Source organism: Lysinibacillus sp. FSL M8-0355 (assembly GCF_038008985.1).
GTDB classification, from domain to species: domain Bacteria; phylum Bacillota; class Bacilli; order Bacillales_A; family Planococcaceae; genus Lysinibacillus; species Lysinibacillus fusiformis_D.
Genome location: NZ_JBBPAI010000001.1, coordinates 2,767,488 through 2,789,825, shown reverse-complemented (window position 1 = coordinate 2,789,825; position 22,338 = coordinate 2,767,488). Strand labels below are relative to the sequence as shown.

Here is a 22,338-nt window from a genome sequence, read left to right as displayed (position 1 = left end):
ATAGGAGTAGAGAAGCCATGCATAAATTAACCTTTACACCTACAAGCTATACCGGCTGGGGAAGCTTAAGTCAGCTCCTGATAGAGGTAGAGAAATTGAACGCGCGCAATATTTTGATTGTGACAGATCCATTATTAAAAGAAATAGGGTTAACAGATCATGTTGAAAAACCTTTAATTGAAAAGGGGTATACAACCACTATTTATACGGAAATTGCACCAGAGCCACCGCTTGCCATTGGCGAAAAGCTTGTAGATTTTACTCGAAATCATCAGTTCGATTTAGTCATTGGTGTAGGTGGGGGAAGTGCATTAGACTTAGCAAAGCTCGCTGCTGTATTAGCAACACATGAGGGACAAGTCGCAGATTATTTAAACCTAACAGGGACAAAAACATTGGACAATAAAGGGCTGCCCAAAATCTTAATTCCAACTACTTCTGGGACAGGCTCAGAGGTAACGAATATCTCTGTGCTATCACTCGACACAACGAAGGATGTCGTAACACATGATTATTTATTAGCAGATGTAGCAATTGTAGATCCAGCTTTAACGATTTCTTTACCACCAAAGGTAACGGCTGCTACAGGTGTGGATGCCCTCACACATGCCATTGAAGCTTATGTATCAGTGAATGCGAACGAGGTAACAGATGCCCTTGCCCTGCAAGCTATTCGATTAATTAGTCATTCGATTCGAACGGCTGTCCATGAGGGGCAAGATAAGCAGGCTCGAACAGATATGAGCTATGGCAGCTATTTAGCAGGCTTGGCATTCTTCAATGCTGGTGTAGCTGGTGTCCATGCGTTAGCCTATCCACTTGGCGGCCAATTCCATATTGCACATGGTGATTCCAATGCAGTGCTATTGCCATATGTTATGGGCTATATTCGTCAAAGCTGTGAAAAACGTCTGAAAGATATTTTAGATGCAATGGGTATAGCATCTGCCTATTTATCGCAAGAAGAGGCTTCCTATAAATGCGTCGACGCATTACAAAAACTCGTTCAAGATGTTAATATTCCTTCCACATTAAAAGGATTTAATATACCAGAACAAGCCTTAGAACAATTAACGGATGATGCAACGAAACAAACAAGAATTTTAGCACGAAGCCCGATGCCACTAGAACGAGAAGATATCTATGCTATTTATCGAGCTGCATTTGATGGAGAAGTTCGAGAGCCTAAACAATCATAATTAAGAAAAGAGAAACGTTGATTTTTGACGTTTCTTTTTTATGCAGATTATAATTTTTATTACGATCACCTACAGAATTAGCTGTAGTACAAAAATTAAGCTACGAAGCTTCTATGATGAAACTTCGTAGCTTTTGTCATTTCTTAGCTAATGATTCATGATTTTAAAAAAAACTATGTTTTATGCTTCAGCATCAGGTGTAAATGTACGCGAAGCTAATTCTGCATCTAGCATAAAGATAGCATTGGAGTCATTTTCAATACGCTCAATTTTGCGGATTAATGTATCGAATGTTGATTCTTCCTCTACCTGCTCATCGATAAACCATTTTAAGAATGCCATAGTCGCATGCTCACGTTCATCTAAAGCAATGTCTGATAAATTGTAAATGCGTCGTGTTACTTCTTTTTCGTGCGATAGAGCTGTTTTAAAGGCGTCTAAAATCGAATCAAAATGATTACCTGGGCTTTCAAAGCCTTGTATTGTTGCACGATAGCCCATATCACTTAAGAAATTATAAAATTTCATGGCATGGAAGCGTTCTTCTTCGGCTTGGACTAAAAAGAAGTTAGCGAAGCCATCATAATCTTGGTCTGTGCAATAGGCTGCCATTGCCATATAAGCATGGGCAGAGTAAAATTCAAAATTCATTTGTTCGTTAAGAGCTGTGTGTAATTTTTCAGATAACATAAAAGTTTTCCTCCTTTTGCAGTAAATGACTTCTTTACTAGTATACAGTGTAAAGGGGGTTACATACAAAAAATTTAATTTTCGAGGCAAATTGTGCAAAAGTTAATTGATATTAGTTCTCAATTAGAAAATTTGTACGTTTTCCTTTGAAGGAAATACGAAAACATCGCCTCGACATGAATCGAAGCGATGTTTTTTGTCTTATTGTTCTTGTTTCTTTTGGTTTTTGACACCGATTAAGTAGCCACCAAGTGCGATAGCAACTAAAACAATCCAGAAAATTGCTTTCCAAATAGTCGAGTGCGGGAATTCATGTGGAATCACGCCTAATTTCTCATGTGCCAGTGTTAACACAGCTAGTTTCACACCAACCCAACCAACAATTAGAAAGGCAGCTGTTTCAAGTGATGGGAATTTATCAAGAACTTTCACAAACCAACGAGCTGCGAAACGCATCATGATCACACCAATAATACCACCTAAGAACATAACAGCAAACTGACCTGCATTAATGCCACCGATATCAAAATCACCGATATGTGGTAGTGTGACAGCAATCGCTACCGCTGCTAAAATAGAGTCTACTGCGAATGCAATATCAGCAAGCTCTACTTTCACAACTGTCATCCAGAAGCCAGATTTCTTTTTAGGCTCTTGTACTTCCTCGGAGTTTTGCGAGGCTTTCCGGGAATCATAAATATGCTTTATTGACATAAACAATAAATAAGCAGCACCAATTGCCTGAATTTGCCAGAAATTAACGAGTGTTGTAATAAGGAATAGTGCGGCAAAGCGGAAAATAAATGCCCCAACTAATCCATATAATAAAGCTTTTTGTTGTTGAGCTTTTGGTAAATGCTTAACCATAACAGCCATTACGACAGCATTGTCAGCAGCTAACAAACCTTCTAGTACGATTAATACGACAAGTACCCATGCGTATTCTAAAATAATTGCCTCCAAATGTATTTCCTCCTTTAATTGTTGAACAGAAATGAATGGCTTGCTAACTTATTCTTTCCCTATTTTAAGCAAAAGAAAAAGACCTCTGCCTAAAAAACAGGCAAAGGTCTTGCTAAGCAATTAACTGTTCATTCCACAGAATAAATTCTGTGTGACAAAAAATGCCAACACACCCGATGGTAAGATACCATGTAATGACGAATGTGAAATCAGATGCATCGATCGCATCTGCTAGCTACTCCCCTTTGACAATAAAGTCAAAAGCTATTCAATTCTTACTTTTATAATAGCATGTGACAAAATGAAAGTAAATAAAAATATACTGCTATGGGGAAAAAATACTTTTCCGTTACCATTGCACAAATGTTACTATTAAAAGATAGGCGAAATTTTTACAACTTAGAAAGGAGACAAACATGTATAGAAAATTTTTTTCCTATTACAAGCCACATAAACGATTGTTTGTCATCGATTTTTCGAGTGCTATTATTGTAGCCATTTTAGAGCTTGCCTTTCCGTTAGCTGTACAGTGGTTTATCGATGAACTGTTGCCATCAGGCGATTGGGGCATGATTGTAAAAGTGAGTGTGTTATTGCTGCTTGTATATGCCATTAGTACTTTTTTGAACTTTATCGTCAACTATTTAGGTCATAAACTTGGCATTAATATTGAAACAGATATGCGACAGGAATTATTTACACATGTACAAAGACAATCATTCCGTTTCTTTGATAATACAAAAACAGGTCATATTATGAGTCGTATTACTAACGATTTATTTGATATAGGGGAGTTTGCTCATCACGGGCCAGAGGATTTATTTATAGCGATTATGACCTTTATTGGGGCCTTTGCTATTATGTTTAATGTGAACCCAACGCTCGCTTTGATTGCAGTGATTATGGTGCCGTTTTTAACATGGCTAGTGACCTTTAGTAATGTCAAAATGAATAATGCATGGAAAACAATGTACGGCAAAATTGCTGATGTCAATGGACGTGTGGAGGACAGTGTATCCGGTGTGCGCGTCGTAAAATCCTTTACTAATGAAGCTTTTGAAATTAGCCGATTTAAAGAACAGAATGGATTTTTCCGTGCGGCAAAATTATATGCCTATAAAATAATGGCAGGAACACACTCCAGTATCTACATGATGACACGCCTTTTAACATTAGTGGTACTTGTTGTCGGTGCTTGGTTAAGCTTTAATGGAAAGCTTTCTTACGGTGAACTAGTAAGCTTTGTCTTATATACGAATGTTTTGATTAAACCAATTGATAAAATTAGTGCATTATTAGAGCTTTATCCTAAGGGGATGGCTGGCTTTAAGCGCTTCCGTGAATTAATTGAGCAGGAGCCAGAAATTCAAGATCGTGAGGATGCCAAGGTCATCAAGCACTTAGCAGGTGATATCGCATTCAACAATGTTCATTTTAATTATGATGCATCGAAACAGGTTTTACGTGATCTATCATTTGATGTAAAAGCCGGACAAACCATTGCCTTTGTTGGACAATCAGGTGCGGGTAAAACAACGATTTGTTCGTTAATTCCTCGATTTTACGAGGTGACAGAAGGTGCTATTACGATAGATGGTATTGATATTCGCAATATGACGCAGGCTTCATTACGTGCTCAAATTGGTATCGTACAGCAGGACGTCTTTTTATTTACAGGGACGATTCGTGAAAACATTGCCTACGGAAAATTAGACGCAAGTGAAGCAGAAATTCGAGAGGCAGCGAAAAAGGCCCATTTACAATCATTTATCGCAGAGCTGCCAGATGGCTACGACACGCAAATTGGTGAACGTGGCTTGAAATTATCAGGGGGTCAAAAGCAACGATTAGCAATTGCTCGTATGTTCCTGAAAAACCCACCGATCTTAATTTTAGACGAGGCAACTTCTGCATTAGATACAGAAACAGAAATGATTATCCAGCAATCGTTAACAGAGCTAGCTGAAAATCGCACAACATTAGTTATTGCTCACCGATTGGCAACTATTCGTAATGCAGACCGCGTGCTAGTTGTGACATCGAACGGTATTGAAGAAGATGGTACATATGATGAGCTAGTGGCTCAAAATGGACTTTTTGCGAAGCTTCATCATATTCAATTTCGTAAGGGACAATCGGAACAAAGCAGACAACAAGATTTTGTTGAACTAACGTAGAGAAATGGGGAGATTGTTTTAAAACAATCTCCCTTTTCTATTTGACACATATTCTCAAGCATTGTCATAAAAACACATACATGCATAGTATAGGTTTATGTAGCAAGGGGAGGATGATTGAATGGTTATGCCATCAAATAATCAAAGGATATCTCTTCAACAAGCCATGCAAATTGCTGTACAAAGAGTACCAGGTCAAATCATACATTATGGCATGGATATGGAAAACGGGACTTTGGTCTATGAAATATTTATTTTGACTGCTCAAAATAAGATTTATGAAGTTGAAGTAAATGCAAAGACAGGTGTCATTCGAAAAATAGAAGAAGAGAATGATTACGACTAATTCTTGTTTTAATAAGCATAGCTCAAGTACTCAAATGATTTTGAGCTTGGGTTTTTTTTATTGATCATGAAAAGGCCTCAGCTCGTTGATTAAAAGCACACTTAGTATAGAAATAATTAGTAATGTTGAAGCGGGATTAGATAGGTTAGCAAAATTTTTGAATGGTGAAAGGAATAATACGCAAAAAAGTCGAATAGAACAATCACTAGTAAAAATGATGAAATAGATGAGGTGAAGTAATGGATAACCAACAAATCATTGGTCAAACAAAAAGTGTAGGCTTTCAAGTAGGGGTTAGAAGGACATTTCCAATTTCACAGGAGCAAGCATGGGCGCTTATTACGACGGCAGAAGGAGTACATTCCTGGTTAGGAGAAGGTACTACGATTATTTTTGAAGCTGGGCATAAATACCATTCAAGGACAGGGACAGGGGAAATCAGGATTGTTAAACCATTAGAGCAGCTTCGACTCACGTGGCAAAAAGAAGCGTGGTCAAGACCATCCACTGTACAAATCCGTATTCTACCTAAAGAACGACATAAAACGACGATTAGCTTTCATCAAGAGCATCTTTCTGATCAGACTGTACGAGAAGAAATGAAACGTCATTGGGAAAGCGTGCTAGACAGTATCAAAGAAAGGGCACAAACTATTTGAGTGTACAAAGAATAGCATCCCTACCATTTTTGAAGGGATGCTATTTGCTTTGTTTTTAGGACTCTTTGTTTTCGTGACCTTTTGATGTTCGTGTATAATCCTGAGGAGCAAGTGCTTTGTTACGCTCTGTATAACCCTTAGGTGATAAACGAAAGATGGATTTTTTAATGGTAGCCCAATTTAAATCTGTTGCCAGATTCATGTAGGAGTAGCCATAAATGCGAATATTACATAGGTAAAGGAGTGTTAAATATAATGAAACAAAGAAGCCAAACAGTCCAAAAAAGGCACTGGCAAAAATAAAGGCAATCCTTAAAATACTAACGGATGTAACAAGCGATTGATTGACCAATGTAAAAGAGGCAATAGTAGAAATAGCAATCACAACAATCATTTCAGGACTTGTTACCCCTGCTCGAATGGCAGCATCTCCGATAATTAATCCGCCTACCACACTGATGGTCCCACCAATAACAGAGGGTAGACGTAAGCCTGCCTCACGAAACAATTCAAACATTAGCAACATCAAGAGCATTTCAAGCGAAGAGGGGAGCGGTAAGCCCGATTTAGCCTGCACAACGGTTGCGAGTAGCTGTAACGGTAATTGATTTTGATGATAGGTCGTTAAAGCTAGCCAAAATGCAGGCAGTAGTAAGCCGATTAAAATACCTGATATCCTTAATAATCGTTCGAGGGAACTGAAGATAATAGGATATTCATTATCCTCAGCCGATTTAAGTAATAAAAACAGATTGACTGGTGTAACGACAGCATAGGCAACACCATCAACAAAAATTATAAATCGACCTCTTGCTAAGGCTTGAACGGCATAATCAGGTCGCCCTGTGTAATCAAACTTTGGAAAAAGCTTAGAATTTTTATTGACCCGTTCCATCAATAAATCACCACTAAATACAATATCTGTATCTACGGCTGCTAGCTGCTTTTTAATCCCATGTAAAATATCCATATCCACAATATCATCAAAATAAAGTATAGCAACCGTTGTTTTTGAACGTTTCCCAAGCTCCATTTTTTCTACACAAAAGGAATTGGTTGGCAATCGTTTTCGTAACAGTGCGATATTGACGCGAATATCTTCAATGAAATTATCCCTCGGTCCTTTAACAAGAACCTCCATGCGCGTTTCTTCAGGTTGACGATTAGGTTTATGCGCAATATTACTAGCATATAAAAGATTATCTTCATCAAAATACAGCAACAGGAAACCACTATAAACAAATGTAATTAGCTGTTCCTTGTCTTCTATTTTTTGAATACTCGGAATATGAAGATGCCTAGCAATATTCTCTTCAAGGGGGACCTCATCCAAATGGTCAAATAAATATTGAATACGTTCAATAATCACTTCATTGAGCATTTGTTGATCAATCATCGCATCACATGTAATGAAATGTACTTTTTGCTGATTAAAGGTGTATTCTTGAAATTGAATATCTGCCGATTTTTGAAATAATTTTCTGAGCGTACTAAGATCTAGCGCCTGCTCGTGCTGAGGCATTACGATTCACCACTTTTCATGTCTTGTTTTTCAGTTTTCCCCTTTTTAGAAGATTTATCCGACAAGAAAGCTACGATTACGAAAAAAATTGACAGGGCAAAGAAAAAGATAAACGTAGAAGTTAGGATATAATTTCCTTTTACCTTTAAAAATAAATTTTCATTTAACATAATGAGTGGCAAGCAAAGTATAAAGAAGGGAGGAGCAAGCATTTGCCATATTCGCTTCGGATTGCCGGTCATTTTTAATAAATCTGCCACGATATACAAAAGGAAGCTAACGCGAATAAAGGTCCCTGTTAGCCATTGGTAAATAGAGAAAAAGTCTAGATGTTCAATATAGCGCCCGATTGTCACTAAACCCCATTCTTCATAGGCAGGATAGCGTTGTTTAGCCGCTTCACTTGGTCCAAATTCGGTAATGGCTCCAATTAATGGCCCTAATGTGAGTCCCACTAAGATCGATAGCATAATGACAAAGTGATACCACCGAATTCGTTCTTTAAATTGATGTTGTAAAAATAGTAGCATTAAAAGCTCTATGAACCCTGATGCTGGGAAAATCATGCCTCGAAAAACGGGCTGGAAACCATGTTCAAAAAACGGTCGTAATAAATCATAGTCTTTTACTTGTAGGTTGGTAAAGGCAACAAAAAAGCCAAACACCACAACTCCGAATAACACAAAGACATTTAAAATCACAATTGTCTGCAAGCTCGTCGTCACCAGAAGAATACACAAAATGGTATAGATAAATAATAGGATGATAACGGGCGTTTGCGGTAAAAATGTTGTGTTAACCCATTGCAAGGTTTCAACCATCGTAAAAGCTGTAATAATCATTATAAAAATGACAATTGTATAAATGACAATAGAAGAGCCAATGTTTCCGATTTTTTCGTTTAACCAGTCTCGAATGGGTTCCTGTTTAGACTTCGATTGAATATATACTAATAGAAATAGCCAAAAGAAAATGACTCCTCCAGCAAGTAAAACCGATAGCCAACCATCTCTTTTGGCTACATCTAACAGCGGGGGAATAATCGTTACATGATTTTTTAAGCCAATAACAGTCATAGATAGGAAGATGACATGTAAAATACTGATTGATCCTACACCTTTCATGATGAAAACCCTCTAACATTGATTGATACATACTAGCTTAGACAAAAAAAGTCATTTTTATAAGCAAAAAATGGCATGACCTCATGAAAAAACGAGGTATTTGATGATTCAATCGTCAAATACCTCGTCCTATGAATAGTAAGCTCAATTAGTGAATATATTTCGTGCTAACTAGATCTCCTTTTAGCACATCTGTTGGGATTTCAAATTCTACAACTCCCATATAGCCTGGTGCTACTTCGTATTTATCGAAGGAAATCACTAGTTTCCCTTGATCTGAAATATAGAATGGTTGATCCGGTTTAATGGTTGTAAATGCTTCCATTAATTCTTCATCGGGAAGGCCTGCGCCTTTCACCCAGTAAATTTTTTCTTGATTAGATTCTGCAATTTGTGTACGCATTTGTTCCTTAATATTTTCACTAATTGTCTCAACATATTGTTGATCTTTAAAGAGCATTGGTAGTGTAATTAAAATTTCATTTTGCTTGTCGATTGTATCGTATTGCATGACCGTTGAAGAGGAAGCAACCGTATTCACCACATAACGGCCAATCGATAAAATTTGGTCATTATCTGTTTTGATTTCAAAGCCGCTATCAACACCTAAATGTCCACCACCACTAGCTTTTAAATCTCCAACCTCAGCAATAAAATTATCATAAAGGGCTTTCCCCTCTGCACGATATTTTCCATTTAAAGCATTGGCAAGCTCTTGATTCTCTAAATTTTCAATGGAAGGAACTTGAATGTTGGCATCATAATTATCTTCTGCCACCTCATATTCAGTCCAAGTTAATACTTTCACCACACTACCAACAACAGGGATTTCAGAAAGTGTTCGTGCCATTGCAGGGCTAACATTTAAACTAGCTGTAAACAGCATAGCCGCAGCCGCTGATCCAAGTAACCATTGTGGTGTGCGATTTTTTTTCTTTTTTCGACCTTGTTTTAGTGCGCTTTCAACCACAAAGTCTAGCTCCTTTGGAATAGGAACCTCCATATATTGTTTTTCTAATTTTTGTAATTTTTTATCCATGTGCAGTTTCTCCCTTCACATCTTCCAATTGTATTTTCAATAGTTTTAACGCTTTATAAAGACGCGATTTGGCTGTACTCAACTTAATATCAAGGATGTTCGCTACGTCAGCGAGCTTTAAATCCTCAAAATAATGGAGAATGACAACCTCACGATACATTTGTGGGAGCTCATCCAACGCATGCTCCAAGTCTACGTTCTCATAAACATCCTCTTGAGCTGGCGTTAAATATTGTAATGTATCATCATCTGTTACTTGTAAGCGTTTATGCTTACGCAAAAAATCAATGGCCGTACGGACAACTATTTTGTAAAACCAGCTTTTCATATAGGTCACATTTTCAAGTCGATCTAATGAGAGCATGGCTTTTTGGATACTGTCCTGTACAACATCTAGTGCGTCCTGTTCATTTTTTGTATAGCTATACGCGAGCATATAAAAACGCTCTTTTTGTTCACGAATGAATTGGACAAACACCTCTTCATGTTGAAATGCATTTCTTGTTTTCATGTCCAAAGAAGCTCCTTTTTTAACATTGTCAAATTGTATACACTATCTAGACGTGCGAGTAGAGGGAAAAAGTTTAATCCATGAAAAAAACTTACCTCGATTGAGATAAGTTTTATCCTTCAATAGTATCGGCATACATAAGCATAATGCTGATTATGAAAAATAGTCATATGTATTTTTCAAGAGTAATAGAATGGTCACAACGATAAATAATTTACGTACATAGCCACTGCCGCGTTTAATCGCAAATTTAGAGCCAACAATAGCACCTGCAATTTGTGCAAGTCCCATCGGTAGACCATAAGCATAATTTATTTGTCCTAAGTATATAAACATAAGAAGGGCAGCTATATTACTGCCGAAATTTAAAAATTTTGCATTTCCTGCTGATTGTAAAAAGTCAAAACCAACCATAAGAAAAGCAAAAAGTAAAAATGAGCCTGCTCCAGGACCTAAAAAGCCATCATAAAATCCAACTAGTGTAATCACCATAACAAAAATGAGATAACGTTTTGGTGTTAATGTTTTATAGCTCGATATACTTCCCCAGTCTTTTTTGAAAATGGTGTAGATAGCCACTGCTGCAAGCATTATCAGCATTAGTGGCTTGAGAACACTGGGGTCCATTAAGTGGACAATCCAAGCACCTAACATAGAGCCGAAAAAGACAAAGGGGAATAACTTATAGACGGCTTTAATATCTAGCTTACCAGAGCGATAAAATGTCACTGTGCTAGTCAGCGATCCCATCGTACCTGCTAATTTATTTGTTGCTACTGCAGCAGAGGGTGGAAGACCAACAAACATAAGGGCGGGTAAAGAAATAAGGCCACCGCCTCCCACCACTGAATCAATAAATGCTGCTAAAAAACCAAAAAGAAGTAAGATCATTAAAATATTTACATCTAATTCAAAAGGCACAACAGGTCATCTCTTTTCTATCATAATAATCTGATAGTAGCGAACTGAAGATAAGCTGTAAATATACTATCGATTATTTTTGGGCTTAAGTACATGGAGAGGTTTTATAGAAAATGAATGTAATTGCTACATTATTCAAATAATTTCTACTTGAAGTCATTATTTTGATGTATTATGTAAATGATGGTGTTTTTACGTAAAGGGGACGTGATGACATGAGTTTAGGAAATCATCTACGCGTATTTCTCTGTGTGGTTTTTATGGGAGTGCTTGTAGGATATGTCTTTAATGCAAAAAAAGATATAACAGACCATGATTATATTGATACCGTAAAAGAAGGCTATTTGGAGAATTTTTCAGATGTCACAGTTCGAAATGCGTTTAATTATGCTTTTTTTGAACCGTACTGGCGTTATTATCAAGCAAAAACAGGGGAGCAGGTTGTTGAATTATCGGGTGATATTACGTTTCAAGGTGAAAAAGGACATGCTATCTTACAATTTGTTGTCAACGAACAAACGCAGCAATTCTCACTTCAGGCGATGAAATTTAAAGATGTAGTATTGAACCAGCAGCAACAACAAAAGCTAGTCGGCATGGTCTATCAAACATGGGAAAAGAAACAACTAGCTTATGAGTAAGGTTTTTTATTTTGTAAATCATCCAAACTGTATTACAGTAAAAGGGGGAGCTTAGAGACAGAGAGGATGTTTTAAATGAGATTAAGTATGTTAGATCAAATGCCCATTCCAAAAGGTCATTCTGCAGAGGAAGCCTTCCAACGTACAGAACAACTGGCACTACTAGGTGAAGAACTTGGCTATCATCGTATGTGGCTAGCTGAACATCACAATAGTCAGTCACTAGCAAGTTCAGCTCCTGAAGTGACTGCCGCTTTTTTAGCTGCGAAAACAAAACGTCTTCGCATTGGCACAGGTGGCGTTATGATGATGCATTATTCGCCTTATAAGCTAGCAGAGGTATTTAAGACATTATCTGGTTTAGCACCGAATCGGATTGATTTTGGTGTAGGTAGAGCGCCAGGTGGCGACCATGCCGCTATTTATGCATTAGCAGAGGGAAGACGTCAACGCTTCACGGAACAGTATGATAAGCTCGAAATCGTTTTAAAGCTGATGAATAATCAAAAAACAGGTGAGCATGTCTATGATCAAGTCATCGCAGCCCCTGCTCATATTTCATTACCAGAGGCTTGGTTACTAGGATCGAGTGGACAAAGTGCTATGCAGGCTGGACAGCTTGGAGTAGGCTATTCATATGCACAATTCTTCACTGGCAATATGTCGAAGGATATTTTTGATGCCTATAAATCCTATTTTACGCCTTCTTATTATATGGAAAAGCCACAAATTATTGTGACATATGCAGCAACGGTTGCACCAACTTTAGAAGAAGCGGAATATTTGGCAAAACCAATTGATATCTCTCGTCTTCAACTGATGAAGGGGCAAATCATTCAAACGATGTCACCAGAAGAAGCAAAGGATTATCCGTTGTCGGAAATGGATAAAATGACAATTGACAATAACCGTAAGGCGAATCTTGTTGGGACACCAAAAGACATTGCTGCATTTTTAATCGCTGAGCAAGAGAAGTATGGTTTCGATGAAGTCATGCTGAATTGTAATCAATATGAACTAGAAAGTCGTTTGAATACCTACAAATTCCTGGCAAAGGAATTAATATAGAACGAATAAAGCTTGATAAAATCACCTCGTGTATGTAGTCGTCGAGGTGATTTTTTATTGGCCATGGGCTTGCACACAACATAGAAAAACCCGGAAATAAATTTCCGGGTCTGATTACCACTACATTTTTTTCTCCATGACACACTGCCTCGCTTCCGTATAGGATCTTAAGATATTCCTAAGAAAACTGTACTTTACTCAGCTTTGATGGTCCTTCTGAGTTATCGATCAATCGCACTCATCGGGTTAACCCTCCCAGTCATTGGATTTGAAGTGAAATCTTTAATAGTATAGACCATTCATTATTTTTTATACCTTGTTGAACAAATTATAAAAAATATAAATTAAGTAAATAAGCAATTTAGTGAAACTCTTCTTGGATCAAACTTTGGTCAATATGGAGGTTATCTATTTAAAGTTATTTGTACTTACTGGAAAACATTTATACGCGAGCAGAGCCACTCACAAATGCGGCATCTTGATAATACATATTTTTCACAAGAACATTTGGCCCTAAGCATTTGACTGCTGGACAGTGGCAGTTGAGTGATTTTGCTAAGTCTGTTGCCATCCATTTGTCAAAAATAGCTGGTAGCTCGTCATGCACAATATTGCCAAGTGCTGGTGTATCACCAAAATCTGTGACAATCACATCGCCTGTAAAAATATTGATGTTTAATCGAGAACGACCGTCTGGGTCATTTCTCATTGTGACATTCTTCGCTGTGCGCAGACGGTGCAGCAATTTTTGATCCTCTTCATTCCTACTGCAAGGGTAGAATGGGAGTGTGCCAAACAGCATCCATGTATTTTCATCACGAATATCAAGTAGGTGGTGAATGGCTTCACGCGTTTCTTCTAATGATAAAGAACTAAGTGCACTTGCGAAGTCTGATGGGTACATTGGGTGTACCTCATGTCTCGCACACTTCATTTCCTCAATGATTTGATGATGGATATGCTCTAAATAAGGCAATGTTTTTTTATTTAACATCGTTTCAGCAGATACCATAACACCATGCTCAGCTAGCATTTTAGCATTATCAATCATGCGTTGGAATAAAGCTGCACGTTGGTCATAAGTTGGTTTGCGCTCCATCATGGCAAAGCCGGTTTCTACAAATTCATCAATCGTTCCCCAGTTATGAGAAATATGAAGGACATCTAGATAAGGGGCAATCAATACATAACGAGCTGGCTCTAATGTTAAGTTGGAGTTGATTTGTGTGCGTACGCCTCGTTCGTGTGCGTATTTTAAAAGCGGCAATACATAGTTTTGAACAGACTTTTTACTCATCATCGGTTCTCCACCTGTAATGCTGAGTGTTTTTAAATGAGGTATCTCGTCTAAGCGCTGTAAAATTAAGTTTATAGGTAGTGCCTCAGGGTCTTTATTTTGTAATGTATAGCCTACTGCACAGTGAGCGCAGCGCATGTTGCAAAGATTAGTAGTTGTAAATTCAATATTTGATAGTGTCATTTGTCCATGCTGTTCCACATCTAAATACGCTTCCCATGGATCAAAGACAGGTGTTATTTTTTGTAAGGTCGTCATCTTTCGTACATCTTCCTTTCTAGCATTCTATTGTCTCATATTCATCGAAAATTTCAAATATGAAATTACCGAATGGACTATTTTAGGACTAGACGAACATTTTTTTACCCAATATAGGAAAATGTTCACCGTTCCATTTGGCTAGCAATTGAAGAGTTAAAGCGCATTGATGTCCTAATATTCTGTTATAGGACATTTTACTGTTATTTCTTATAAAAAACGTTATCATGGTAGAGAGTAAATAGTCACAATGCATCGAAGAAAGTGGGAACAGATATGACGAAATATGAGACACTATTGTTTGACGTGGATGATACGTTACTAGATTTTGATTTAGCTGAAAATGCGGCGCTGGACCGCATGTTTAAAGAGGAAAACATAGCTACTACGCCAGAGATGATTGCCCGTTACAAGGAGATAAATGAGACGATGTGGCGAGCTTTTGAGCGTGGGGAAGTAACAAAAAATACACTACATAATACACGATTTGCAATTGCTTTAAAAGAATTTGGGATAGAGGTTGATGGCGTCTACTTTGAATCGCTGTTCCAAAAATATTTACAGGAGGCACATCATTATGTGGATGGGGCTTATGAAGTCATTGCTCAATTAGCCGAAAGTCATCATTTATATGTTGTGTCAAATGGCATCACGATGACACAAAATAAACGATTAGTGGATGCCAATTTAGCACAATATTTTAAGGGTATCTTTATTTCGGAGCAAACGGGCTATCAAAAGCCGATGCCAGCCTTTTTTGATTATGTTTTTGAACGGATTGATCATTTTGATAAAGCTAAAACGCTTATTATCGGTGATTCTTTGACGTCAGACATAAAAGGTGGTTTACTATCAGGGATCGATACATGCTGGTTTAACATCCGTAATGTTGAAAACACGAGCGACATTGAACCACATTATGAAATTAAAAAATTGCATGAATTACATGGGTTATTAAATAAAAAAATAGTTCTGTATTAAGAAATACGGCACTTCCTTTGCTATCTGGACAAAGGAGGTGTTTTTTAGTTTATCATCCGTTTTTTCATCAAACAATGTAGGTATAAAATACAACAGAAAAGGCAAAACCTTTTATGAGACTAGTTTCCATGAAAGGGGAAATATTCGATGAATATGGTTTTAACTGCCAGTAAACGTCAAAAAGGACGACAATCTTCATTAACACAGCTTCGACAAAATGGGGACATTCCTGGTGTTGTCTACGGCTTTCAAATGGAATCAACAGCTATTACGTTAGATGCTAGAACCTTTGCAAAAATGTTAGCAGCACATGGTACGAAAAGTGTTTTTCAACTAGATGTAGAAGGAAAACGAATTAATGCTGTATTAACAGAAGTACAACGTTGTGCATTAAAGGGCAATGTTAAACACGTTGATTTTAAGTCCATCAATATGTCAGAGGAGCTAGAAGTGGACATTCCAGTAACAGTGACTGGTCATGCTGTCGGTGTTGCGGATGGCGGTTTCCTGCTACAGCCAAATCGTGAGGTACGCATCAAAGTGAAGCCAACTGAAATTCCAGAAACTATAGAAATTGATGTTACGAATGTAGCGATCGGCACGTCTCTTTATGTAGGAGATATACGTCGGCAGTTTTCATTTGAAATTTTACAAGAGGATGACTTTACATTAGCAACGATTACACCACCACCTGCTGAAAATGTACAAGAAGATGATACTGTGGATGGTACACCAGAAGTGATAGAAGCAACAGGACAAAACGGTGCTGAACCAGAAGCATAGAGGAAAGAGGAGCCATTTTACGCTATGTAAGTGGCTCCTTGGTATTTTCTATAACAGCTGCTGTATAGATTTCCGATAACGATAATAAACGACTACATACATCCCACATGTTGCTAAAAATAGCCAAGGTGGAATAAAGCGCATAAGGGCAAAGGGTGTTTCAAATAAAAAAGCCAAAAGGAATGCTAAACCTTCTTTATCCCATAAGCCAGGTGTATAATAGGCAGCTTTTATACTGAAAAAGGAATCGAAGTCATCATTGGCATACAAAATCATTAACAAAAGAAAAGAGAGTAACGCCCAATGGCTTGCATGCTGCATTAAACGTTTATATTTAGCAATATACGAATCATTATCCGAAAATAATTCATCGTTGCCATCTTTTCTTTTTAACCAATAGTAGGTTCCATCATACGACTTTTCTTTTAAAGGGCGCCACCCAAAATCCTCATGTAATTGCTTATAGTTGGGTTGCTCTTTTTTTCGAAGATCTTGCTGATAATCAATTCGGATAACTTGTTCAAGATCTGTAGTATGTTTAAATGTATAAAAACCTGCTGAATTTATGTTTGTGCAAACTAAGCCTTGGGATAACATTTGATTTAACCATTGTTCTTCCTTTTCAATATCAAAAAAGATTTTAAACTTTATCATGTTCATCAGCTCCCTCATATAAAGATAAAATTCGTTGCAATCGCTGTTGCTCGATAGCTAATATATTTAGCCCTTCAGCGGTTGTTTGATACACCTTGCGTCTAGAATCCTCGGTTGCAACAGGAGTAATCCAATGATATTTCAACAAATTTTCTATTGCCCCATACATGGTGCCAGCAGCAATTCTCACACTGCCAGCGCTCATTTCCTCGATTTTTTGCATCATTGCATAGCCATGTAACGGTTCACGTAGAGCAAGTAAAATATAATGCATGGTTTCTGATAAAGGCAGTAATTTATGTTTTTTCATTAGGTCACCTCAACTATACAGTTTAACTATATAGTTTGATTATATATAGTTAGACTGTATATTGCAACTGTATAAAAAAAGACAATGCATTTTTGCATTGTCTTGTAAGCTTATACGACAGCGCTTTTCACGCCAGTCCATCTCATAAATAATTTTTCATTATAGGTTAAGGCAAATTGTACAATGGGTCCAAGCCCAAATGCCATAATGACTGTACCAATTCCAATAGGGCCACCTAGTAAAAAGCCAATAACAGCGACAGTCACTTCCATTGTTGTACGAGAACGTGTAACACTCCAGCCAAGCTTATGGACCATCATTAACATTAACGTATCACGTGGACCGATTCCCAAATTGGCTACCATGTACATACCGCAACCCCAGCCTAATAAAACTAACCCTGTAAGATAGGAGACAAGTTGCATCCAAAATCCATCGATATCTGGCAACCAATAATTAAATATATCAATAAAAATGCCTGCTAAAAACATATCAATAAAGGTCCCTGGTAATGGAAATTTTTTTGTGATCAGCATATCAAATGCTAAAATGGCAAGTCCCAATATAATGGACCAAGTGCCGATTGTTAAACCCACTGTTTTTGTTAAGCCAATATGTAGTACATCCCAAGAGCCAACGCCAAAAAGCTGCCCTTTAATTGTTAATGTGATGCCAAAAGATAGCACGATAATGCCTGTTATGAAAAACAAACAGCGCGTAAAGAAAGCTTGTTTCATTTTTTAACCCTCATTTATCCGAAAATTCCTATTATCCATCCAATTAGTATAACAAATAAATTTTCAATATGGCCGAAAATTGTCATTTCACATTTTTCAAAAAAAGGCGGTTTAGCTTTTTGAGGAGAGGGCAAAATAAATATGTAGATGAAAGGATGGGATGAAATGACTTCTGTACGTGATGAAATTTTAGAAGTTTTAAATCGAGAAAAGATTGGAACGATGGCGACTGTAGAAAATGGAAAACCGTACTCTCGTTACATGACGTTTCAACATGAGGACTTTGTATTATATACGGTAACGAATAAACATTCAGAGAAAATGGAAGAACTTCGTAAAAATCCCTATACCCATATTTTATATGGCTATGAAAATGAAGGCTTTGGGGATACGTATGTTGAAATAGAGGGCCGGCTTACGGAAGTCCATGAAGAGGGGTTAAAAAATAAACTAGCTGAATTTTTTACGAGTATCTTCGTTGGTAATCAAGACGAAATGGTGACCTTGAAAATTGAACCTATTCGCATGCGCTTGATGAATAAAAAGGGGCAACCACCAAAAGAGCTAGAATTTTCGAACGACCATTGATGGATGGTCGTTTTTTACTGTACTACTATAAATACTTGCAATGATCGGTATTTTTCAGGCATGATAGTTCTTAAAAGAAAAAGGAGTATAGGCTATGACAACAAAATTACAGAAGTTAACGCAAAATATCTTATCATCTCAAGGGAAATTAGAGGCAGATTTCATACTGAGAAATGCTCAAGTGGCCGATGTTTATACGTTAACGTGGAAAAAGGCAGACATTGTTGTGAACAATGGTACGATTGTGGCACTGGATCACAACCACAAATTTCAGGCAAAAGAGGAACAGGATGCAGCAGGAAGCTACGTCATTCCTGGATTAATTGATGGTCATATACATATAGAATCTTCCATGCTAACGCCGGGGGAATTTAGTCGAGTTTTACTACCTCATGGTATTACCACAGTCATCACAGATCCACATGAAATCGCCAATGTCGCAGGAGCGGAAGGCATCCAATTTATGCTCGATGATGCACAAAAAGCGGATATGGATATTTTTGTGATGCTGCCATCAAGCGTACCTGGTACACAGTTTGAAAATGCAGGTGCAACACTAACAGCTCAGGATTTGGCGTCATTTCTAAAACATGAACAAGTTCGTGGCTTGGCAGAAGTCATGGATTTTCCAGCCGTATTAAATGGGGAAGAGGGCATGCTTCAGAAAATTTTATTATCACAGCAAGCAAACCTAGTAATCGATGGGCATTGTGCTGGCTTACAGAGCGAACAAATTACAGGCTATCGCGCTGCAGGCATACTGACAGATCATGAATGTGTGACAGCCGAAGAAGCCATTGATCGTGTAGAGCAAGGGATGTATGTACTGATTCGAGAAGGCTCAGCAGCTAAAAATTTACGTGATTTATTACCGGCTGTTCAGCCACATAATGCTCGTCGCTTTGGTTTTTGTACAGACGATAAATATGTGGATGAGTTAATCGATGAAGGCAGCATCAATTATGATATAGCTATGGCAATAGCCGAAGGGATGACACCATTACAGGCAATCCAGTTAGCAACTGTGAACACAGCAGAATGCTATCGTTTATTTGATCGAGGGGTACTTGCCCCAGGCTATAAGGCAGATTTTGTGTTAGTCGAGGATTTGTCGACGATGCAGGCAAAGGCTGTATGGAAAAATGGTCGAAAGGTTGCTGAAAATGGAGAAATGCTGACAAGTCGTCAAGAGCTAATTGTTCCTGCTCATATCCACCAATCAGTGCATTTACCAGCCATTACAAAGGATAGGCTACAACTAGCTTTCACAAAGGGTACGAAGGCTAATGTTATGGAGATTGTTCCAAATCAGCTCATTACCAATCATGTAGTAATGGATGTACCTGTGAAAGAAGGCGTTTTTGAACCATCTGTAGAACAAGATTTACTGAAATTGGCCGTAATTGAACGACACCATCATTTACACACGACAGGCCTAGGCATTGTCAAAGGCTTTGGTTTACAAAAAGGGGCAGTAGCCACAACCGTAGCACATGATTCACATAATGCCCTTGTCGTAGGGACAAACGATGAGGATATGATACTTGCGCTTGCACGTATTCAAGAAATCCAAGGGGGCTTTGTGATTGTAGCAGATGGCAAAATTCTAGCGGAGATGCCATTAACCATTGGCGGCTTGATGACAGATGCCCCTGCTCAGCAAGCAAAGGAACAGCTAGCAGGCTTGCATAGTGCATTAAAGACGCTCAACCCAACATTAGATTTCCATTTTCTACTGACGTTTTCTTTTGTGGCATTACCAGTCATTCCTGCACTAAAACTAACAGATACAGGATTATTTGATGTGACAACCTTCCAGCACATCTCTGTAGAAGCATAGACGAAAACGACCTAATAGCTTAAAGCTTTAGGTCGTTTTTGTATTTCGTGTTGATCTAAGTAGCTCTGAGACATCTTTTATACTTCCGATAATTAGACAATATGTTTTTAATAATAGAGAATGGTTTGTGTAATTGGCACAGAGATAAATTCTTAAAAAAGGGGGATTGCGGGAAATGGTAGTTAAGCGGTGATTTTATAAATTGTTAATGGCATCTGATAAAATGCCTAGGTTTGAAGAGCCGTATTTGGAAGATAAGCAAATTCCAAATACGGTTCTTTATGTTGATTATATAAAATTATTGTTACGTGATACCGCCGCTATAGCATGAATCAAAAGTTTTAGGGTTACAATATTCATTACTTTATTTTTTATCTTTTATTGTCCAGTCGTTGTGCATAATATCTTGAAGAACATTTTTCAGTTGTATAAATTGCTGCTCTGAAATATTTGATTGTTGCATTACTTGTCGTGACACTTCTGGTAGCATACAACGGACATTACTGCCTTCTTTTGATAAATAAATTTGCATTTGTCGTTCGTCATCCTTGGAACGCTCACGACAAATATAGCCCTTCGCCTCTAACTTTTTGAGCAACGGTGTTAATGTACCTGAATCTAAAAATAAACGTTGTCCCAATTCTTTCACTGTTATTTGTTCGTTTTCCTCCAAAGCTAATAAAGTGATATAACCTGTATAAGTTAGATCATATGGCTTTAATAATAATGTGTATTGTCGAATGATTTCCTTTGATGTGGCATACAAAAGAAAGCACAGTTGATTATCTAAATGATTAGGCATAAAAATCCCCTCTTAAAGTTCTTCTCATTACATTTATATTAAAAATAAAGTTCCTACTTGTCAAACGCAATTAAATTGTGTACAATTCGATTTGTAAAAATTAAATTGTATACAATTTAAAATACTAATATAGATATGGGGTTTTCGGTTATGAAAGAATTATACTCAACTACAATGATTAATGATGGTGGGCGTAGTGGCACATCATATGCAGAGGATCAATCACTCTCTTTAAAAATTGCACCACCAGGCTCAAAATTAGCTAATGTGACAAACCCAGAGCAATTATTTGCGGCAGGTTATAGTGCCTGCTTTAATAGTGCATTAGATTTAATTAAACGCCAAAAAAAACTAAACAACGCATCAACAATTAAAGTAACAGTCAAATTAATGGAACAAGCTACTTTTGACTATGTGCTTGCTGTTGACATCGAAGGACATATTGAAGGGTTAGCATTGGAAGAAGCACAGGAATTATTAGAGTTAACACATACAGTGTGCCCATATTCAAAGGCAACAATGGGAAATATCAATGTAATAATTAAAGCAGTTTAAATTTTTTTGAAAAAGAGGGAAATGACATGTTATCAACTACACCATTAAAACAAATTATGCAGGAGCGAAAATCAGTTCGTAAATACAATGCTAATACTAAAATTTCTCGTGAAACAATAGTGCAGCTGTTGCAAGATGCTACTTCAGCGCCTTCTTCAAGTAACATGCAACCATGGCGATTTATTGTCATTGATGATAGGGAAATTCAAAAGAATATTAATTTCTTTTCGTTTAATCAAGAGCAAATCGAAACCGCCTCTGCCATTATTGCTGTCATTGGTGATACTGAAATGTATTTAAATGCAAAGGAAATCTATGCAAAAAATGTGGAATTAGGCTATATGCCAGAAGAAATTGCCAATAAGCTTGCTCAAGACGCATTAACAATGTATGGCTCAGCTTCGGCAAAAACATTAGAAAATATCGTACACTTTGATGCTGGCTTAGTTTCTATGCAAATAATGCTATTGGCGAAAGAAATGGGTTATGATACAGTTCCAATGGGTGGGTTTGATAAAGCTAAATTTGCTGAGTACATGGAATTACCTGCGAATGAAGTACCTATACTATTATTAGCAATTGGTGAAGCAGCTGCACCAGCTTATGGCTCTTCACGTCTTTCAATTGATCACATTGTAAGGTTCAATAAATAATGTTAGAGAACGACTCACAT

24 protein-coding genes are annotated in these 22,338 nt (G+C 37.5%); 12 read left to right on the top strand and 12 right to left on the bottom strand.

All coding sequences use genetic code 11. The annotated features are described in order from the left end of the window. Nucleotides 1-17: 17 nt before the first annotated feature. Nucleotides 18-1,199 (top strand): iron-containing alcohol dehydrogenase, encoded by a 1,182-nt coding sequence (locus MKY46_RS13585; RefSeq protein WP_036123516.1) that lies wholly within the window; start codon nt 18-20, stop codon nt 1,197-1,199. Nucleotides 1,200-1,379: 180 nt separating this feature from the next. Here MKY46_RS13585 and MKY46_RS13580 read toward each other — a convergent pair whose 3' ends face one another. Beyond that, complete coding sequence (locus MKY46_RS13580) at nt 1,380-1,889, bottom strand: ferritin (RefSeq protein ID WP_036123519.1); 510 nt, start codon at nt 1,887-1,889, stop codon at nt 1,380-1,382. Nucleotides 1,890-2,090: 201 nt separating this feature from the next. Continuing rightward, nucleotides 2,091-2,852 carry a TerC family protein gene (locus MKY46_RS13575; RefSeq protein WP_036123522.1) on the bottom strand — a complete coding sequence of 254 codons (762 nt, stop codon included), beginning with the start codon at nt 2,850-2,852 and terminating at the stop codon, nt 2,091-2,093. 416 nt (nt 2,853-3,268) lie between these two features. Here MKY46_RS13575 and MKY46_RS13570 point away from each other — a divergent pair, with 416 nt between their 5' ends. The 3 genes from MKY46_RS13570 to MKY46_RS13560 all read left to right on the top strand — a co-directional run bounded on the left by MKY46_RS13570 (nt 3,269) and on the right by MKY46_RS13560 (nt 6,034). Then, a complete protein-coding gene (locus tag MKY46_RS13570; RefSeq protein ID WP_058844551.1) occupies nt 3,269-5,029 on the top strand; it encodes an ABC transporter ATP-binding protein in 1,761 nt (586 codons plus the stop codon). Between the two features lie 121 nt (nt 5,030-5,150). After that, a complete protein-coding gene (locus MKY46_RS13565) occupies nt 5,151-5,375 on the top strand; it encodes a PepSY domain-containing protein (protein WP_036123527.1) in 225 nt (74 codons plus the stop codon). A gap of 239 nt (nt 5,376-5,614) precedes the next feature. After that, nucleotides 5,615-6,034, top strand: a complete 420-nt coding sequence (locus MKY46_RS13560) for an SRPBCC family protein (RefSeq protein WP_036123529.1) — start codon at nt 5,615-5,617, stop codon at nt 6,032-6,034. Nucleotides 6,035-6,089: 55 nt separating this feature from the next. Here MKY46_RS13560 and MKY46_RS13555 read toward each other — a convergent pair whose 3' ends face one another. The 5 genes from MKY46_RS13555 to MKY46_RS13535 form a co-directional block, all read right to left on the bottom strand. After that, nucleotides 6,090-7,556 carry a spore germination protein gene (locus tag MKY46_RS13555; protein ID WP_036123533.1) on the bottom strand — a complete coding sequence of 489 codons (1,467 nt, stop codon included), beginning with the start codon at nt 7,554-7,556 and terminating at the stop codon, nt 6,090-6,092. Continuing rightward, a complete protein-coding gene (locus tag MKY46_RS13550) occupies nt 7,556-8,680 on the bottom strand; it encodes an endospore germination permease (RefSeq protein WP_036123536.1) in 1,125 nt (374 codons plus the stop codon). The genes MKY46_RS13555 and MKY46_RS13550 overlap by 1 nt, the downstream gene beginning before the upstream one ends. A 148-nt stretch (nt 8,681-8,828) precedes the next feature. Then, nucleotides 8,829-9,719, bottom strand: coding sequence for an RsiV family protein (locus MKY46_RS13545; RefSeq protein WP_340834502.1), 891 nt, complete (start codon nt 9,717-9,719; stop codon nt 8,829-8,831). Next, nucleotides 9,712-10,230 carry a sigma-70 family RNA polymerase sigma factor gene (locus tag MKY46_RS13540; RefSeq protein WP_036123541.1) on the bottom strand — a complete coding sequence of 173 codons (519 nt, stop codon included), beginning with the start codon at nt 10,228-10,230 and terminating at the stop codon, nt 9,712-9,714. Before MKY46_RS13540 ends, MKY46_RS13545 begins: the two co-directional genes overlap by 8 nt. A gap of 153 nt (nt 10,231-10,383) precedes the next feature. Beyond that, a complete protein-coding gene (locus tag MKY46_RS13535; protein WP_340834500.1) occupies nt 10,384-11,151 on the bottom strand; it encodes a TSUP family transporter in 768 nt (255 codons plus the stop codon). Nucleotides 11,152-11,366: 215 nt separating this feature from the next. On the opposite strand from MKY46_RS13535, the gene MKY46_RS13530 reads away from it, so the two are divergent. Together MKY46_RS13530 and MKY46_RS13525 are read left to right on the top strand one after the other, a co-directional pair. Then, complete coding sequence (locus MKY46_RS13530; protein WP_101966759.1) at nt 11,367-11,792, top strand: hypothetical protein; 426 nt, start codon at nt 11,367-11,369, stop codon at nt 11,790-11,792. A gap of 75 nt (nt 11,793-11,867) precedes the next feature. Continuing rightward, on the top strand, nt 11,868-12,860 hold the full coding sequence (locus MKY46_RS13525; protein WP_036123551.1) for an LLM class flavin-dependent oxidoreductase: 993 nt from the start codon (nt 11,868-11,870) through the stop codon (nt 12,858-12,860). A gap of 442 nt (nt 12,861-13,302) precedes the next feature. On the opposite strand, the gene yfkAB is transcribed toward MKY46_RS13525, so the two are convergent. Next, nucleotides 13,303-14,415 carry a radical SAM/CxCxxxxC motif protein YfkAB gene (gene yfkAB, locus MKY46_RS13520; protein WP_058844552.1) on the bottom strand — a complete coding sequence of 371 codons (1,113 nt, stop codon included), beginning with the start codon at nt 14,413-14,415 and terminating at the stop codon, nt 13,303-13,305. Between the two features lie 276 nt (nt 14,416-14,691). Between yfkAB and MKY46_RS13515 the strand changes: the two genes are divergently transcribed. Continuing rightward, nucleotides 14,692-15,396 (top strand): YjjG family noncanonical pyrimidine nucleotidase, encoded by a 705-nt coding sequence (locus MKY46_RS13515; RefSeq protein WP_036123557.1) that lies wholly within the window; start codon nt 14,692-14,694, stop codon nt 15,394-15,396. 147 nt (nt 15,397-15,543) lie between these two features. Next, entirely contained in the window at nt 15,544-16,179 is a 636-nt protein-coding gene (locus MKY46_RS13510; RefSeq protein WP_036123560.1) for a 50S ribosomal protein L25/general stress protein Ctc, read from the top strand. A gap of 48 nt (nt 16,180-16,227) precedes the next feature. Here MKY46_RS13510 and MKY46_RS13505 read toward each other — a convergent pair whose 3' ends face one another. The 3 genes from MKY46_RS13505 to MKY46_RS13495 all read right to left on the bottom strand — a co-directional run bounded on the left by MKY46_RS13505 (nt 16,228) and on the right by MKY46_RS13495 (nt 17,880). Then, nucleotides 16,228-16,833: a DUF2812 domain-containing protein gene (locus MKY46_RS13505; protein ID WP_036123565.1), complete on the bottom strand. Its 606-nt coding sequence runs from the start codon at nt 16,831-16,833 to the stop codon at nt 16,228-16,230. Then, nucleotides 16,820-17,143, bottom strand: coding sequence for a PadR family transcriptional regulator (locus MKY46_RS13500; RefSeq protein ID WP_036123567.1), 324 nt, complete (start codon nt 17,141-17,143; stop codon nt 16,820-16,822). Before MKY46_RS13500 ends, MKY46_RS13505 begins: the two co-directional genes overlap by 14 nt. A 110-nt stretch (nt 17,144-17,253) precedes the next feature. After that, nucleotides 17,254-17,880, bottom strand: a complete 627-nt coding sequence (locus MKY46_RS13495; protein ID WP_036123571.1) for a YczE/YyaS/YitT family protein — start codon at nt 17,878-17,880, stop codon at nt 17,254-17,256. 165 nt (nt 17,881-18,045) lie between these two features. Between MKY46_RS13495 and MKY46_RS13490 the strand changes: the two genes are divergently transcribed. Together MKY46_RS13490 and ade are read left to right on the top strand one after the other, a co-directional pair. Beyond that, nucleotides 18,046-18,468: a pyridoxamine 5'-phosphate oxidase family protein gene (locus tag MKY46_RS13490; protein WP_036123581.1), complete on the top strand. Its 423-nt coding sequence runs from the start codon at nt 18,046-18,048 to the stop codon at nt 18,466-18,468. A 94-nt stretch (nt 18,469-18,562) separates the two neighbouring features. After that, complete coding sequence (gene ade / locus MKY46_RS13485) at nt 18,563-20,308, top strand: adenine deaminase (protein ID WP_058844558.1); 1,746 nt, start codon at nt 18,563-18,565, stop codon at nt 20,306-20,308. A 364-nt stretch (nt 20,309-20,672) separates the two neighbouring features. Here ade and MKY46_RS13480 read toward each other — a convergent pair whose 3' ends face one another. Continuing rightward, nucleotides 20,673-21,110, bottom strand: a complete 438-nt coding sequence (locus MKY46_RS13480; RefSeq protein ID WP_036126967.1) for a MarR family winged helix-turn-helix transcriptional regulator — start codon at nt 21,108-21,110, stop codon at nt 20,673-20,675. Nucleotides 21,111-21,260: 150 nt separating this feature from the next. On the opposite strand from MKY46_RS13480, the gene MKY46_RS13475 reads away from it, so the two are divergent. Together MKY46_RS13475 and MKY46_RS13470 are read left to right on the top strand one after the other, a co-directional pair. Then, complete coding sequence (locus MKY46_RS13475; RefSeq protein WP_036126965.1) at nt 21,261-21,665, top strand: Ohr family peroxiredoxin; 405 nt, start codon at nt 21,261-21,263, stop codon at nt 21,663-21,665. Nucleotides 21,666-21,691: 26 nt separating this feature from the next. Next, nucleotides 21,692-22,318 carry a nitroreductase family protein gene (locus tag MKY46_RS13470; RefSeq protein ID WP_340809157.1) on the top strand — a complete coding sequence of 209 codons (627 nt, stop codon included), beginning with the start codon at nt 21,692-21,694 and terminating at the stop codon, nt 22,316-22,318. Nucleotides 22,319-22,338: the final 20 nt, after the last annotated feature.